Raw genomic sequence first — 16,852 nt, 5'->3', positions numbered from 1 at the left:
GTCATCATTCCGTCTTTGATGGTGGTTCTTTCCAATGTTCAAGCTGTGCCTGGGTGAACTTGGGCTTACGGCCCCTGTTCCAGGTCACCCCATGCCTGACAATTTTTGCAGGAGTCCCTGCGATTAGCACATTTTCCTCGGTAAATTTCTTATTTACGAAAGAATATGCACCTACGATGGAATCATTGGGAATTTGTGAGCCTTTGCTAATTAAGCTGCCAACACCTACCCACACATGATTACCAATTTTAACCGAAGCAGGTTTGTTAACTCGTTCACGCGTTTGTACATCGACTACTGAATGAGCGTCAGTGGTACGTATCTCTATGTCACGAGAGAACATGCACCAGTCACCTATCTCGATATTACAGCCTTCTTGGCAGAGAATATATACGGACTGAAAAGTGGTATTCTTACCAATAAAAACAACTTGGTCATTACCTCTTACAATTAGACGCCCTCGATAGACAGAATTAGAATCCAAGATAACTTTATTATTCTTTCCCTCAATAGAGACTCTACCTGACAGAGTTGAACCATCTCTAACTTCTAGAGAATTTCCGAGGCCATCAAACTCAACACGCCCCTTCACCAAAGAGTCACATCCAGAAGAGAAAGCATTTCCATTCTCTCCACTCAACGAGTACAAAGGAGCTTGCACTTTAGTAGTAGAAGCATTTCCCTTCACGAAAAAGCCAATGATTTTGTTAATCATGAAAAATGTCAGCTTTATCTAAGAGAGCTACGTATTCAGCAGGCGTGCCGCAAAAGCTAATCTTACTCTTATCAATCAGATCGTATAACACAGGCAGGCCTTTTTCGATTAAATAATTATACATCGGAGCAACATATAACTCGCCCTTTACAAAACCACCCTGAACTTCCATCTCCTCAAAGATCTGATTAAAGATACGAAGCGAAGAAAAATAATAAAGCCCGTCGCTGCACAAATTAGAAACACGATCTTTTTCTGTAGTTTTGAGCACCCGCTTCCCTTGATCACTGGAAAGAACAAATGACCAATGATCGCCCTCACCTTCAAAGACCTCCAAATATCCCGAACACTTATCTATAAAATCTGGCTTTACAAAACCCCAGCGAATGGTATCGATATTAAAAATATAGAGTTCACTATCTAAATCAAAACCCGAGAGCCCCAAATAGACAGTATCAGCTTGCCCTCTGGTCTCTGCATTGAGAACTACTACAGTATGATTGACAACACCCAGCGCGGCCAATTCATTATTAATAAACTCGACATTGTCATAATCATCACGCACGATAAAGACAAAATAATCGGTCTCGAAATACAATTGAAAAGATTTCATTACCCATTGAAAAACTGTGCGATCAAACAAGGGTAGCTGATGTTTTGGAAGCTCATAGCCTTCTTTAAAAAAACGACTACTTAAGCCAGCCATTGGAATTACAATCATTGAAACCTCACATAATCTTTATAAAGACGTAACGCATTAGCTCGCATAGCTTTTTGCCGATCCTCTCTATCGCTATGAAGCGGTATCATGGTCACAAACAACAAAACAACGAGCGGCATAATGGACTTAATTGACACTCCTTCAAAAAACTCGAAATTGTAAAACAAGTCTTGAACTTGGGTTAATCTATCATCCAATATAAATTCAATATGGCAACCTGAGTCAGGACATTCGCACAAAAAATACTGTCCCGATATAATATGGTCGTAAAGACCAATAATAGAATGGGCAAGCTTGGCAACATCGTAACGTTGATCGCCATAAATCGTAAATTCATTGTCTTTAGCAATACCACGCGGATCAATAACTTTAATTATATCAAGGCGCGAATCATACATGATATTGCTAAAACACAAGTCTCCATGTAACACGCCGTACAAAGAATTACTATTAGCAGATAGTTTTTCAATACACTCTTTAGAAATCTTCAATAAAGAAGGTAAATTAGAGCCACCATACATATTATCAGCATTGATATCAAAATAACCTTCGTCTTGTATACGCTGTAATCGTTGATATGTTTTATCTACGTACAATGAACGCATGTCGTTTTCAATGCATTCAAAATTTTGGGCATTACCTCCAGAAAAATCAGAAAACAATACTTTTAAAATTTTAAGTATTTTATGCCAGAAAAAAACAGGGTTTCGACCATGCACAAATAGCTCATTGAGGGGGAGGTATGGCAAATACTCGAGCTCGTAAAATGTTGCACTACCATTAGAGGCTTGTAAGAGCTGAGGTGTAAATTTTTTTAGATGTGAAGGTAAACTTCTGTACCACTCAGCCTCAGCTTGAATTTTAACTGGCGGACTTCCCGTTTTACGCACAACTCCGCTTTCAATTGAAAGACTATTAAAAGACCTCTGAGTGGTCAATTTAGCCCTTGATTTAAAATATGTATTAACATGCCCCAAGTCTAACCAATCATCTGCAAAGTGGAAGCGAATGGTATTTGGCGAAAAATAACTACGAACCGCATTTACAAAAGAACCTTTAGCGCTTGCAAGCGCTCGAACTAATGAACGTGAGTTTTCAAAAGCAAAAAAACCGCACCAAACTAACTCAGAACCGTTTTCATGCCCTTCAAACTCCCAACCATAATTTTCATCAGTCGAAGCTACCGCAACTATATCAAGATCTTGAGGCAGCGTAGTAAAAAGAGTGTCACCATGAAGTAAACGAACATTTTCAGGCATACTTCCTTCGACAGTGTTGATAACGTACAACACAGACTCAGCCAAAGAAAACTCTTCAGGAACAGCTACAACATTGAGACTTAAAGTGTTTAGATAAGATTTTGCAATTTCATCCTGTAAAAAACTTTCTGGAAGAGACAGGACTACCTTTTCACTAGGAAAACTACGATTAAGAGACTCTAATTGATGTGATAATAACAAACGATTCCCTAAAGGCAGCATCACTGGAGGCAGTTTACCATACTCTGCCTGCAGCTCAGGCACAACGTATGCGCCAGAATTAATTATTATCATCTTTAATCCCTACTAGCTTTTTTATCTCTTCATATGTGAAATTTAAAAATTCATTTGGCCTAATCGCCTTATCATCAACATAGAACCCCTCAGTTCCACACCAGGGTTTTCCCACAATAACCTCATCATAAGGGACATCATACTTATCAAGCCAACCAATAATAATCGGCAATGTGTTGGCATTTATTTTACCAACATTACCTTCATAGGTCCGCATATTTCTTGCTGTGGCAATGACTATCTCAAATCCTTGGGATTTATATTTTCTAACCACATCAATCAAATCTAGATTTGGCTTAGAGTTTTTGTAATCACCAGAAACTGTATGACACAGGGTGTCATCTAAATCTAAAATTAATTTCTTCATATCTACTCACCGTCAACGTAAAAATTTCTTTTCCCATTATAGTACTCTTTATCCCAAGGTGCTGGACGCTTAAGATCAAGACACTTAATATCTTTAGAACGATCACCACTCCATAGCACATGCTTCAAATCTGGAAAGTGACGCGCTATATAATCCCGTGTTCTTTTCTCTCTAATCTCATGAGCTGATGCGCTTTCACCTTTAGGCCTAAGTACAGTCATAGGTAATTTTATCTTGTTCAAGTCGTAGCCCTGATCAAGAAAGAAAGCTTTAATTAATGGGGAAGCAAAGAATCCAAAATTATTTCCGAACTGATTACCATAATCAACTAGCCACTCAGGCAAATTCATAAGCTGAGTCATAAGCTCCGTTTCACCGAAGAAGAACTGATCCGACCCTTTTGTTAAAGCTTCTATATAATTCAAAGTCCCCTTTCTTTGCTTACAAATCAAATCATCAAAATTAAATTTAAAATTTAAATCAAAACGACATCTGAAGATCAGATCATACTTTTTCCCATGAATAAAGGAGCTTTCATGAGCTAGCGCTATGGATCTTGCAACGCCATACCATTGATTCAATATAAAAAAATCAGGATATGAGTTTGCAAAAAGTTCACAAATTTTTCTTTCATTGTGCAATTGCGAAGGCTCTTTGACGAATTCATAGGCCATTAAATTAACATTATAACTTTCAAACAGTGAGGTTAGCTGCTGATTATAGTCAGAGTCCCAAGTAGAAAAATAAAAATCAGCTCCACGAAACACTTCAAAAATCTTAGCGGCTGTTCTATCGAAAGTTCTTGGATGGCCGCTCATACATACTGCAAAATTCATAAATGCTATTCCTTTCCTTAAAAGAGCTATGCAATTTTTACATAGCCCTTAAGCCAATTAGTATTTTATTTTTTTGATACGATATAGCTAATCACATCCTCAATTTCACACTTAGCTTGCGCAGCAGGATTATAATACCTAGAAAGAAATATGTAACTAAAGTAAAAAATCTCCTCTATACTTCTTTTTCTTACTCTACGACCTACACTTAGCTTATCTGTCGTGACTCCCCAATTCGAATAGAACGGTGCTCCATAGCATGTAACTTTTTTACCCGCAAGTAACGCTTCAAAACCCATACCTGAAGTTCCCACATAGACTTCTTCAACAATATCAAAAAGAGCATGAGGGTTTACATCATAATCAATCAAATAAACATTTTCTAAATGTTTAGTAAATGAAATTTTATCGTTGCTAAAATAACTTTCCTTCCCCCCTCCTATTGCATCTGGATGTTGTTTAATCAAGATATCGCATTTTGGATTATTATTTACTGCATCAAGCAACATTGTCTGGAACGTAGTTTCATCTGCTTTGCCACATGCTACCGATTGATCACCATACCTTTGGTCAATTAATAGAATTTTTCTTTCAGATTTTCCAATATTTAATTTTATATCACAAGCGTGATTATACTTAGTTATACGATTTTTTTGTATCTGACCAATTACAAGCTTGCTTCTTTCAATATTTTTTTCAGCCACAACACTATCTGAGTTCAACAGAAATTCTAAGCGACTTTCAGAATTAGAGTCATAGTAAGGTGTCATATCGTCAATGATAACAGATAACGCAGGGTCCCCTGAAAGACCTATGTTCAATGATCTGATAAAACCGTCTTCAATATAGATGACTTTCTTTCCTAATTTAACGGCAACTTTTCTTTGATTTATTTTTTTTGCATTTTCTCCAATTCCCCATTGAAAAAGCAAATCGGCAGAAGAGGATGCTTTTAATGCATTAACCTGACTACCACTATCTATACGTGCCCTAGCTCTAAGCATTGGCAACACATATGCTTGTGTAGTTTCCCATACTTTTTTAGTACTGGGAATTCCAATTACATCAAGAGGCATTTCATTAAAAAGTTTTTCGGTTGGTGAGCTTAATTTTTTATTTATGTCATTATTGGCAATTGAAATAAGAGTTTTTATAATTCTGTCTTTTGCCTTTCCATCGAATTCACCAGCACTAAGTTGCTTCTTAGCCCAACTCATTCCTCGCTCAGGTATGGCATAGCCACCACTTTCAATGCTTGTTATAATATCTTCTAATGATTCAATATCCCTTACAGCTGGTATCCCCACATTCTCCCAAATCTGCGTAAACTCTATATATTTAAGGCTAAACGAAGGCTTGCCGGCAATAACCGCTTCAAACAACATAGTGCTGTTAATAGACGTAATAATATCTGCATGGTGAATGGACTCTTCAGCATTTACAAAATAACAAATTGCATCATCAATAGCACAAAAACTTGACTCTTCAATTCGTCTAATGAGTGCCTCACCTAAAATATTATCTTTAGAAGGAGGTAATCTGATAATTACTTGCATATCTCTTTTTTCAGCGACCGAAATCAAGTCGTTCACTGCATCAACTTGTGCTTTTCTCGCCACTTGCGCATCGTATTGTGAGTCTAAAGGCTGCGACGCAAAAAGGATAATTTTTTTATCGGCACTTAAACCGAAAAAGCTGCAATACTGATGGCGAGAAATTAAAGGCTCATAGTTGAAATACACATCAAACTTTGGAGCTCCAACAGTGATAATATTATCTTTTGGATATCCCCTTTCAATAAATATATCATTTTGTAGGCTACCCCAACTTAATACTATATCTGTTGAAGGTACCGAGGCAAATGTTGTTGGACACCAATAGTATTTATCTCGATTAGCAAAGACGGACTCATGGGGTATCAGAATTGTTTTTATTCCCAACTCTTTACACACAGAAACAATGATCCGCATAACTGGGGACCAGTCAAATGTAAACACAAAAGCTTTTACATGTTTACTTATTGGAATAAGTTTTCTCGCTACCATTTTTCTATATAAATCAGGCTTATTCAAAGCAAAGCGCAACACTTCTCTTCTTAACTCATTAGGCTCTCCTCCTTTGACAAGACTGAACTGTTTAATTTGGTAGTGTTGTTCATTTTCTATTTTTTCTATAAGTGTATTACCATGCTCTGCAATCCAAGGCATATATAAAAAAACAGGCTTGAAATCATCTTTTATTTCGATTTTTTTTGAATCATACCATGTAGGGATTACGTCTTCTTTCACCGCAGGCTTTGCTTTAACAGCGGCTTTTGCTTTAACAGGGGGAGGTGTTTTGACAGAAGATTCATTCACATCTACACTCGAAACATTTACTTCATGTGTAACATTATAACCAACCTCTTTTCTCAACTTATCAAGTTTATTAACAACCTCTAAAAAGCTTATCTTTTCTCCTGTTTCCACACAGTAATAATTAGGGTAAATTATATATGATATACCAAACAACTCTTCAATACTTAAGCTTCTCTTTCTTCTAATGCTTACTTGTCTATCATCAGTTAACCCCCAGCCAGAGTAAAAGGGCGCACCGAGCGTTGTAACTCTAATGCCCCTTAGTAGTGCTTCAAAACCGCCTAGTGATGTCACCGTATACACATGGTCAACTGTCTCGAAGGCATTTGACAGCGGCACATCTTTCTTCAGCACCAGTGCAATATTCTCAACATCGGTTGGATTCGATTGATACGGACGATGTCCATTCATTACATCAGGATGTGGCTTGTATATTATCTGGTCACCAGGATTTTCCTCAGCAGCCAAGCGTACTACATCGTTGTTGGTCAGTTTTTTCTCACAACCGTATTGGATAGATGCATCATCTTCTACCTGACCTAGCACCAGTATACGTTTTTTTGTTTTAGGGCCATAAAATTTTTCAATGCTAACTTTTTCACTGTTATTGTATTTACTGACACCCGTTTCCAACAGCAGGTTGATGCCTTCTTTTGCCTGGTCGATCAACTCCGGTTTGCTCGTAAAGTCAAAGTTATTCAGTAAATCTTCTAGCTCAGAAGGCCTTGTAGCATCAAAATAGGGTGTTTTGCTGTCCAGGCACAATGACATGGGTGGTGCTTTGGTAGCGCCCAGTTGTACAGAGCGCACAAAGCCGTCTTCAACAAACTTGGTCGAAATTTTTTCTTCTCTTAAAAACTCCAGAATATATTCAGGCGCTTTGAAACCCCAGATAAACACCTGACAGGAATCTTTTAGAGAAACAATTTGCTTGCGATACTGTGAATTGAACTGACTTTTTTTAATATCTTTTGGCAAGAAAATAAGGTCATATTCCGAGAAGTACATCCGAAGATATGTCTTCCAGGTACTGAATCCAACGACAAAAATCTTAGGTTTCCCCTTTTTTAATTTTTTGTTTTTCTGCGCATCTTCAAAAAACATGACGGGGTGTTTAAAAAACTTGGTCAACTTACTCACTGTTTCACCTATTAATCGAAATATGAATCACGAAGGGCTGCGTACTGGTCGCGCAGCTTTTGATATTCAGTTCTTGCCACTTCCATTTGTTTTTTGGCCGCTAGGACTTCTTGCTCGTTCGCACTTCCACTCTCTCCTTGAGTTTGATTATCGCCATCTTGCTCTGCCATGTTGTCATGATATGCCTTGATGGCATCGTCCACGCTGTCGTACCAGATAGCATCACCATTGTTTATCCATATTCCTGCATCGCATAATTCACGCAAAATACCTTCACTGTGTGAAACGATAATAATGCTGGCCTTACCGACCTTCTCTTTAAATGCTGATGTGGCTTTCTTGCGGAAACGCAAGTCGCCTACGGATGTTGCTTCGTCTGATATATACACATCAAAATCGAAGGCAAGCGATAGACCAAAGGAAAGCCTTGAGCGCATGCCTGATGAATAAGTGCGTACCGGTTCATCAAACGAACTACCTATCTCTGCAAAGTCCTGCACGAATCGAATGACTCGCTGAACCTCTTCAACATCACTCCCTTGCGCCCTGGCCACGAATTTGACGTTCTGCCGCCCTGTCATGTTGTTCTGCATGCCGCCCGATAGCCCCACCGGCCATGAAACACGACTGTGGCGTATGACCTCTCCTCTATCGGGGGTATCCATACCAGCGATCAGGCGCAACAGGGTCGATTTACCTGCGCCGTTGGGGCCAATCAACCCCACGCTCACGCCTTTGGGTATGGTGAGGTTGATGTCTTTCAGCACCCAATCGCTACCGTGGTGGTTGTGGTAGCGCTTGTAGAGATTTTTGATTTCGATCATTTGATATTAGTGAATGGTGAAGGGTGAAGGGTGAATGGGGAGTTCATGGGGTGCATAGATTTCACCGATTCTTTAAATGTTTAATTAAGCCGCCTAGCTGGGAAGAAGCTTGGTTAATAGATGCTAGTGCTAACGAAATATCTGGTAAATAGTTAAGGCGCTTTGCGATGAGCAGCTGCGTCTCTAATTCGCTGAGTGAGCCTTGGGAGATGTAGAGAAAACGGATGAACTCTTGTGTACTGCCCCGAGCGGCACCTTCAGCAATGTTACTGGGAACGGAGACTGCACTACGCCGCATTTGGCTTGTTAAACCGAACTTTTCATCATCTGGGAAGGTTTTGGTGAGTGTGTATACATGTTCGACAAGGTCCATCGTTTGCTGCCAAACCCTCAACTCTTGATGCTTCCTCATCCCACCTCCCCACATCACTCACTACTCGCCATTCACCACTCACTGTTCACCAAAAACTACTCACCATTCACCACTCTCACTCCCCTTCCTTTTCGGGTGTACATCGCTTCCAGCTCACGTTTGAGCGCACTGCGGGCGGTTGTTTCGCCGTGCACCAGGTGGATGGTATGGGGCCAGCGGCGCATGCGTTTGACGAAGTTGAGCAGGTCTTTCTGGTCGGCGTGGGCGGAGTAGCCGCTGATGGAGGTCACGCCTGCTTTGATATCGTATCGCTGGCCGTCGATCTCGACCCAGCCGCCACGGGGGCCGTATTGCTGTATGGCGCGGCCTGGGGTGCCTGCGCCCTGGTAGCCGACGAATAGTACTTGGTGGCGCTCATCGCCTAGCATGGCTTTTAGGTAGTTCATGATGCGCCCACCTGCGCACATGCCGCTGGCGGCGATGACCACCGCTGGGCGGCCTGTGCTGGCCAGGTAGCTGACCGTTCGCTCGTGGGCTTCGTGGCTGTCTACGGTGTAGAGGTTGGCGAAGTTGAGCGGGTGGCGGCCACTGCGCAGGCGGCGTTGGGCTTCGTCGTCCCAGTAGGGTTTCAGCTCGCGGTATACCTGGGTGAAGCGGGCGGCCAGCGGCGAATCGACGATGATCTCCAGCGTTTGCCATAGGCTTTTGGGCAGCCCGCGTTTGGCGTTGCGCTCGGCTTCATAAATGATACCTTCCAGCTCGTAGAGGAGCTCTTGGGTGCGGCCTATGCTGAAGGCGGGCACCATGACCGTGCCGCCGTTAGTGAGTGCTTGCTCGATGGCCTGTTTCAGCGTGGCGCGGCGCTGGCGGCGGTCGGGGTGGTTTCGGTCGCCGTAGGTGCTTTCGAGTACTAGCTGTTCGCAGCCGTAGGGCGATTGTGGTGCGGGGAGTAGCGGAGCGTAGGGGGCACCTAAATCGCCGCTGAAGATGACCCGTTCCTTTTCGCCGTTGGGGTGCTGGTGGGCTACTTCCACATAGCTGGAGCCCAGTATGTGCCCTGCCCGCTTGAGCTTCACTCGGGTGGTGATGCCGCCTTCTTCGGTTTTTTCAAACACGGTGTGCCATTTACCGTAGGGCACGCTGATGATCTGGCTTTCCAACTGCTGCTGGAAACGTTCGATGAGCTGGGCGTTACGGGTGAAGCCGATTTTCAGGGCATCTTCGACCACCAGGGGCAGCAGTTTGGCCGAGGGAATGGAGCAGATGATGGGCCCTTTGAATCCCGCCGCCAGCAGGTAGGGTAAGCGGCCTACGTGGTCGATGTGTACGTGGGTGATGATCAGCGCTTTGACGGCGCTGATATCGAATTCGATTTGTAGCTGATCGAAGGCGTCTTCTTTTGCGTCTTCGCCTTGGAATAGCCCGCAGTCGATGAGCAGTGAATGTTCGCTATCGAGGGTGAGCTGGTGGCAGCTTCCGGTGACGCCTTTGGCTCCGCCGTGGTGGGTGATATTGAGCATTGACTTCCTTTTCGTGCTTTCTCTTAGCAGTATGGCATTTTGGCGTTTGGTGGCGTGATCGGGGCGGCTGGCGCCGCCTTCGCGGGTGCCTCTTTCGCTCGTTGCTCTCGCTCTTTCGTTACGCCGCGCTACGGGGTTGGTGCCGCCATTCGAGGTGTTGCCGCGATTGATCGTTATGCCGCGAAACGGGGTTGGTGCCACGCCTCATAACGTTGGCGGTGTTCCCGTAGCGCGGTGTAAGTGGAGCGCCCCCGCGAAGCACCCCGTTAGGGGTGCCGGTGAGGCCAATGAGGTTTGCTCAATTACCGTGGCTCGATCAGGGCGGCTGGCGCCGCCAACGCGGGTGCCTCTTTCGCTCGTTGCTCTCGCTCTTTCGTTACGCCGCGCTACGGGGTTGGTGCCGCCATTCGAGGTGTTGACGCGGTTGCTCGTTATGGCGCGAAACGGGGTTGGTGCCCATGCGTATCGTTGGCGGCGCCCCGTAGCGCGGTGTAAGCGGAGCGCACCCGCGAAGCAGCCCGTTAGGGGTGCTGGTGAGGCCTGCTCGATCACCCTGGCTCGATCGGGGCGGCTAACGCCGCCCTCCGCGGGTGCCTCTTTCGCTCGTTGCTCTCGCTCTTTCGTTATGGCGCGAAACGGGGTGGTGGTTCCATATAGGTAACAGGCATCGGGAAATGATGAGCCGTTAGTCATTACTTAGCTGCCAGCCGCATATGGATAATTTTTTGATAATAAGCGCTTAACTGTCTCTTTTTCTGCCTTAATGCATCGATTTCGGATCTCGTCAGCGGTTCTGAAGCCGACGAGATAACTTGATTCGTTGGCGGTGAGGGCTGAGATGTGTATTCCGAAGATATTTTTGATTTCATCAGAGAAACGCTCCTCCAATAGCTGAGTATGTTTTTTTAAGGCTCGAAACTCCTTCGAACGACCTGCATTTACTAACAGAACCGTCCCAATAACGTATCCACCATTCATTAACAAATAATTAGCCAGCTCAGCTAACGTGCTACCCATACTAGTGACGTCATCTACTAATATATAACGACCACCATGCTGAACAGCTCCCTCGAATGAGGGTCTTGCAATGAGTCTTTCCATAGGGTCAGCCCCGGTATGAAACACTTTTTGCATTTGAACGATATCTGTTTCACTAACACCATCTAGCACCTCTGCGCACATCAGCGAGAGGATCAGAGGTAAAGCATTATCACCTGAAGCCTCTTGAGCGTAGGGCGATACAAAAATACTTCCTTCAGGAAATTCATTTTCAAGAGAGAACAGAAACTCAAGAGCCAAATCACCCACAAGTTGTAAAGCAGCTTCTGCATCTCCTGACTTGGCATCTCTATAAGCAGCATGCTGCTTTATATCTTCATCACTCGTGAAACAATGAAAATGTTTGGTTTCTTTTGGAAATGCATACACTCTATCCATTGCATTGTCTCAAAATGTGCAGCTGATCGATCTCAGTAACATACCTGGCCTGTTGATTAGCCATTATGAACCTTCACTTCTTTCCCTTTCCGAGCGTACATTGCTTCCAGCTCACGTTTGAGGGCGCTGCGGGCGGTTTGTTCGCCGTGCACCAGGTGGATGGTGTGGGGCCAGCGGCGCATGCGTTTGACGAAGTTGAGCAGGTCTTTCTGGTCGGCGTGGGCGGAGTAGCCGCTGATAGAAGTGACGCCTGCTTTGATATCAATTCGCTGGCCGTCTATTTCTACCCAACCGCCTTGGGGGCCGTACTGCTGTATGGCACGGCCTGGGGTGCCTGAGCCCTGGTAGCCGACGAATAGTACTTGGTGACGCTCATCGCCTAGCATGGCTTTTAGGTAGTTCATGATGCGCCCGCCTGCGCACATGCCGCTGGCGGCGATGACCACCGCTGGGCGGCCTGTGCTGGCCAGGTAGCTGACCGTTCGCTCGTGGGCTTCGTGGCTGTCTACGGTGTAGAGGTTGGCGAAGTTGAGCGGGTGACGGCCACTGCGCAGGCGGCGTTGGGCTTCGTCGTCCCAGTAGGGCTTCAGCTCGCGGTATACCTGGGTGAAGCGGGCAGCAAGCGGCGAATCGACGATGATCTCCAGCGTTTGCCATAGGCTTTTGGGCAGCCCGCGTTTGGCGTTGCGCTCGGCCTCATAAATGATGCCTTCCAGCTCGTAGAGCAGCTCCTGAGTACGGCCAATGCTGAAGGCGGGCACCATGACCGTGCCGCCGTTAGTGAGCGCTTGCTCGATGGCCTGTTTCAGCGTGGCGCGGCGCTGGCGGCGGTCAGGGTGCTGGCGGTCGCCGTAGGTGCTTTCGAGAACCAATTGTTCGCAGCCGTAGGGCGATTGGGGCGCGGGCAGTAGCGGTGCGTAGGGAGCGCCTAGATCGCCGCTGAAGATGACCCGTTCCTTTTCGCCGCTGGGGTGCTGGTGGGCTACTTCCACGTAGCTGGAGCCCAGTATGTGCCCTGCTCGCTTGAGTTTTACCCGTGTGGTGATGTGGCCTGCTTCGGTTTTTTCAAACACGGTGTGCCATTTACCGTAGGGCACGCTGATGAGCTGGGAAGCCAACTGCTGCTGGAAGCGCTCGATCAACTGGGTGTTACGGGTGAAACCGATTTTCAGGGCGTCTTCGACCACCAGGGGCAGCAGTTTGGCCGAGGGAATGGAGCAGATGATGGGCCCTTTGAATCCCGCCGCCAGCAGGTAGGGTAAGCGGCCTACGTGGTCGATGTGTACGTGGGTGATGATCAGCGCTTTGACGGCGCTGATATCGAATTCGATTTGTAGCTGATCGAAGGCGTCTTCTTTTGCGTCTTCGCCTTGGAATAGCCCGCAGTCGATGAGCAGTGAATGTTCGCTATCGAGGGTGAGCTGGTGGCAGCTTCCGGTGACGCCTTTGGCTCCGCCGTGGTGGGTGATATTGAGCATTGACTTCCTTTTCGTGCTTTCTCTTAGCAGTATGGCATTTTGGCGTTTGGTGGCGTGATCGGGGCGGCTGGCGCCGCCCACGCGGGTGCCTCTTTCGCTCGTTGCTCTCGCTCTTTCGTTACGCCGCGCTACGGGGTGCTCGCCCATGAGTATCGTTGGCGATGCATCCGTAGCGCGGTGTAAGCGGAGCGCACCCGCGAAGCACCCCGTGAGGGGTGCCGGTGAGGCCAATGAGGTTTGCTCAATTACCGTGGCTCGATCAGGGCGGCTGGCGCCGCCAACGCGGGTGCCTCTTTCGCTCGTTGCTCTCGCTCTTTCGTTACGCCGCGCTACGGGGTTGGTGCCGCCATTCGAGGTGTTGACGCGGTTGCTCGTTATGGCGCGAAACGGGGTTGGTGCCACGCCTCATAACGTTGGCGGTGTTCCCGTAGCGCGGTGTAAGCAGAGCGCACCCGCGAAGCAGCCCGTTAGGGGTGCCGATGATGGCGTGAGTGTCAGCGGTTACTGAATAGGTTCGATCAGGGCTTCCAATGTTTTGGCACTCAATATGCCTTCCATCCAGTTTTCCAGCTGCTCTATGGAAGCCGCCTCAATTTGGGTATCGGCCCATGACGGTAACTCGCCAAACTTCAGCATGAGCAGCTTTCGCAGCATGTTTTGTGCTTCATGCTGACGGCCCTGTTGCATGCCCTGTTGCATACCTTGCTGCATGCCTTGCTGCATGCCCTGCTGCATGCCTTGCTGAATACCTTCCGTACGAAGACGCTCTGCTAAACCAGCCATTTTGCTTTCCTCCTGAGGATAGCTGCGATGATGGCACTTTAGCGAGCTAGGGCTCGATCAGGGCGGCTGGCGCCGCCCTTCGCGGGTGCCTCTTTCGCTCGTTGCTCTCGCTCTTTCGTTACGCCGCGCTACGGGGTGATCGCCCATGCGTATCGTTGGCGATGCATCCGTAGCGCGGTGTAAGCGGAGCGCACCCGCGAAGCACCCCGTTAGGGGTGCCGAATATGCCACTGGGGTTTGCTCGATCACCGTGGCTCAATCGGGGCGGCTGGCGCCGCCAACGCGGGTGCCTCTTTCGCTCGTTGCTCTCGCTCTTTCGTTACGCCGCGCTACGGGGTTGGTGCCGCCATTCGAGGTGTTGACGCGGTTGCTCGTTATGGCGCGAAACGGGGTTGGTGCCACGCCTCATAACGTTGGCGGCGCCCCCGTAGCGCGGTGTAAGCGGAGCGCACCCGCGAAGCACCCCGTGAGGGGTGCCGGTGATGGCGTGAGTGTCAGCGGTTACTGAATAGGTTCGATCAGGGCTTCCAATGTGTTGGCACTCAATATGCCTTCCATCCAGTTTTCCAGCTGCTCTATGGAAGCCGTCTCAATTTGGGTATCGGCCCATGACGGTAACTCGCCAAACTTCAGCATGAGCAGCTTTCGCAGCATGTTTTGTGCTTCATGCTGACGGCCCTGTTGCATGCCCTGTTGCATACCTTGCTGCATGCCTTGCTGAATACCTTCCGTACGAAGACGCTCTGCTAAACCAGCCATTTTGCTTTCCTCCTGAGGATAGCGCCTTTGGTAGGCTTTTCTTTCATCTGTGCTTAAATCGCTGTAGATATCGACAAAGTCTATGTATTTGAGTTGCTTTTCAATGCTTGGTTCCAGCGAAAACAGGCCTTGTATGGCATTGGCGTATACATCGATTTTATCTTTCTCTGCCCATTCCATATTCGGTAAATTAAGCCGTGCTACGATATTTTGGCTACTAAAATACTGATTGGCCGGCAATTTATTTAAATGTGTATGTAAATAGTGAAACTGTAGGTAGCTATGGCGTTCACTTCGAATATGCAGGCTTTCTACCACTTTTTTATTAGAATTCAAAAAAATCACCACCGGTACCACTCGTTCTGTATCGAATAGCTCACTCAGGTGCAGTGTGTAGTGCGCCAGCCTGTGGATCGAGAAACGGCCGGGATCCGTTTCTTCTTCTAGCGTGAACAGTAGCGCTTCGCGTTGCCCATTTGGCCACTCTACCAGCAACGGTACGTCTAGCTCATGAAATCTGTCACCCAGGCGCTCTTTTAATTGCTCCTGGCGAATAGGAGTGACTTTGACGCTAGGCAGTAAATCTCCAGCCTCTTCTGATGCAAAGAAAGCGAGGGCTTCGCGAGGATAGTCCAAAATCAGGTTCTTGAAATTTTGATCGTGGCTTGTACGGTTCGCCATGGCTTTTCCTTGCTGTGGCTTAATCAGGGCGGCTGGCGCCGCCTTCGCGCCGGGCCGCCGCTGCGGGTGCCTCTTTCGCTCGTTGCTCTCGCTCTTTCGTTACGCCGCGCTACGGGGTGGCACATTTTGATGATGGCGGTGCTTCGTAGCGCGGTGTAAGCATAGCGCGGTGTAAGCGGAGCGCACCCGCGAAGCACCCCGTGAGGGGTGCCGAATAGGCCACTGGGGTTTGCTCGATCACCGTGGCTCAATCGGGGCGGCTAGGGCCGCTAATACGGGTGTTGGCGGCTATTTATTGCTACGTGCGTTATGAGGGGCGTGCAGATCTCACTTTAGATCTGTCCCATTTTCTAAGCACTGAATCAACAAACCACTGTGAATCAAATTTTTTAAATTCGCTTTCATAGATATCTAGAAAACCATCAGGTGTGGCTTCTGCAAAATGCAGATGCATTTCACTAGAATTATCAAAAAAATAAGTTCTTCTACATTTCACAACCATTTCATGCAAAAGTGACAAGCTTGCTTGATAGCGACTTATTATCTTTTCGGCAGGGACATCATGCCCACCACTCGAAACTCTTTGTGCAACACGAGCCTGATTAATCTCAGGACTTGATGTGCAAATATAATAGAGGTAGGGCTCAAACCCAAAATCTAGTGCTTTTTCAACAAATATTATGTGACTACTATGACTCATAACAGATTCATAGGTGAGGGATAGGCCAGACTCCAACCAATCCTCTCTCAGGCCTGTGGCAATCGCTTGCGCAGAGATCGCAGCAAAATACGTTTCAAACTCTTTAGCAAAAGACTTTACGAACGCCTTGCCCTCAGACATTGCGGTTGAGGTTTTTTCAATAACATCATTTAGCTCAATATGCTTCGCAATATCATCAGGATTTAAATATTGCCCTAATGGTATTTTCTTACTAAGCAAAAATTGAGTCAGGGTTGTTTTACCCGAGCCATTTGGGCCAGCAACAAGCCTTAACCTTGGCACAAATACTCCCTAAGATTGAACGGCTGGGCTTGTTTTAACTTTTTAAGCTGCTTGACCTGATGATCGGGCGACTCTTCAACCAGATAGCCATCACGTTCATAGACCACAGAAACACCTGCTGCCAAATTTCTTTGGATGGCCGCGCGAGAGGATTCGCTCGCAAACTGCATGAGTGAGCGCGTGTCTTGCATTGGATCTTTTCTCTTACCTTTGCGCACCATCGCTAGCTTCTCGTGGTTTGATTTCTGACTCATGATTTCTCCCTTCTCAGTACAGCTTGTGAAACCATAGATTCATTATAGACC

At 46.5% G+C, this 16,852-nt stretch carries 15 protein-coding genes; all 15 read right to left on the bottom strand.

Annotated features, from left to right (window positions below):
• Positions 1–4: 4 nt before the first annotated feature.
• The 15 genes from KVY02_RS06020 to KVY02_RS05950 all read right to left on the bottom strand — a co-directional run bounded on the left by KVY02_RS06020 (position 5) and on the right by KVY02_RS05950 (position 16,801).
• Positions 5–715 (bottom strand): acyltransferase, encoded by a 711-nt coding sequence (locus tag KVY02_RS06020; RefSeq protein WP_218314760.1) that lies wholly within the window; start codon positions 713–715, stop codon positions 5–7.
• Positions 708–1,436 carry a glycosyltransferase family 2 protein gene (locus KVY02_RS06015; protein WP_256357579.1) on the bottom strand — a complete coding sequence of 243 codons (729 nt, stop codon included), beginning with the start codon at positions 1,434–1,436 and terminating at the stop codon, positions 708–710. The genes KVY02_RS06020 and KVY02_RS06015 overlap by 8 nt, the downstream gene beginning before the upstream one ends.
• Positions 1,433–2,989, bottom strand: a complete 1,557-nt coding sequence (locus tag KVY02_RS06010; protein ID WP_218314758.1) for a hypothetical protein — start codon at positions 2,987–2,989, stop codon at positions 1,433–1,435. The genes KVY02_RS06015 and KVY02_RS06010 overlap by 4 nt, the downstream gene beginning before the upstream one ends.
• A complete protein-coding gene (locus tag KVY02_RS06005) occupies positions 2,976–3,356 on the bottom strand; it encodes an HAD hydrolase family protein (RefSeq protein WP_218314755.1) in 381 nt (126 codons plus the stop codon). The genes KVY02_RS06010 and KVY02_RS06005 overlap by 14 nt, the downstream gene beginning before the upstream one ends.
• Positions 3,357–3,358: 2 nt before the next feature.
• Positions 3,359–4,192, bottom strand: a complete 834-nt coding sequence (locus tag KVY02_RS06000; protein WP_218314753.1) for a hypothetical protein — start codon at positions 4,190–4,192, stop codon at positions 3,359–3,361.
• 65 nt (positions 4,193–4,257) lie between these two features.
• Positions 4,258–7,689 carry a capsular polysaccharide export protein, LipB/KpsS family gene (locus tag KVY02_RS05995; RefSeq protein ID WP_218314751.1) on the bottom strand — a complete coding sequence of 1,144 codons (3,432 nt, stop codon included), beginning with the start codon at positions 7,687–7,689 and terminating at the stop codon, positions 4,258–4,260.
• 11 nt (positions 7,690–7,700) lie between these two features.
• Positions 7,701–8,513 (bottom strand): ABC transporter ATP-binding protein, encoded by an 813-nt coding sequence (locus tag KVY02_RS05990; RefSeq protein WP_218314749.1) that lies wholly within the window; start codon positions 8,511–8,513, stop codon positions 7,701–7,703.
• 61 nt (positions 8,514–8,574) lie between these two features.
• Complete coding sequence (locus KVY02_RS05985) at positions 8,575–8,925, bottom strand: four helix bundle protein (protein WP_218314747.1); 351 nt, start codon at positions 8,923–8,925, stop codon at positions 8,575–8,577.
• Positions 8,926–8,981: 56 nt separating this feature from the next.
• Complete coding sequence (locus KVY02_RS05980) at positions 8,982–10,406, bottom strand: MBL fold metallo-hydrolase RNA specificity domain-containing protein (protein WP_218314745.1); 1,425 nt, start codon at positions 10,404–10,406, stop codon at positions 8,982–8,984.
• 696 nt (positions 10,407–11,102) lie between these two features.
• Entirely contained in the window at positions 11,103–11,843 is a 741-nt protein-coding gene (locus KVY02_RS05975) for a phosphoribosyltransferase (protein WP_081136789.1), read from the bottom strand.
• Between the two features lie 56 nt (positions 11,844–11,899).
• On the bottom strand, positions 11,900–13,321 hold the full coding sequence (locus KVY02_RS05970) for an MBL fold metallo-hydrolase RNA specificity domain-containing protein (protein ID WP_218314743.1): 1,422 nt from the start codon (positions 13,319–13,321) through the stop codon (positions 11,900–11,902).
• Between the two features lie 501 nt (positions 13,322–13,822).
• Positions 13,823–14,104, bottom strand: a complete 282-nt coding sequence (locus KVY02_RS05965) for a DUF4351 domain-containing protein (RefSeq protein ID WP_218314741.1) — start codon at positions 14,102–14,104, stop codon at positions 13,823–13,825.
• 501 nt (positions 14,105–14,605) lie between these two features.
• Complete coding sequence (locus KVY02_RS18270) at positions 14,606–15,544, bottom strand: DUF4351 domain-containing protein (protein ID WP_256357578.1); 939 nt, start codon at positions 15,542–15,544, stop codon at positions 14,606–14,608.
• Between the two features lie 307 nt (positions 15,545–15,851).
• The gene (locus KVY02_RS05955) at positions 15,852–16,547 is read right to left on the bottom strand and encodes a zeta toxin family protein (protein WP_218314739.1); all 696 of its coding nucleotides are present in this window, start codon (positions 16,545–16,547) and stop codon (positions 15,852–15,854) included.
• Entirely contained in the window at positions 16,535–16,801 is a 267-nt protein-coding gene (locus tag KVY02_RS05950; RefSeq protein WP_016913346.1) for a hypothetical protein, read from the bottom strand. The genes KVY02_RS05955 and KVY02_RS05950 overlap by 13 nt, the downstream gene beginning before the upstream one ends.
• Positions 16,802–16,852: the final 51 nt, after the last annotated feature.

This window comes from Halomonas sp. 18071143, assembly GCF_019211725.1.
Taxonomy (GTDB): Bacteria; Pseudomonadota; Gammaproteobacteria; order Pseudomonadales; family Halomonadaceae; genus Vreelandella; species Vreelandella stevensii.
This window is presented reverse-complemented; position numbering and strand designations above follow the sequence as displayed.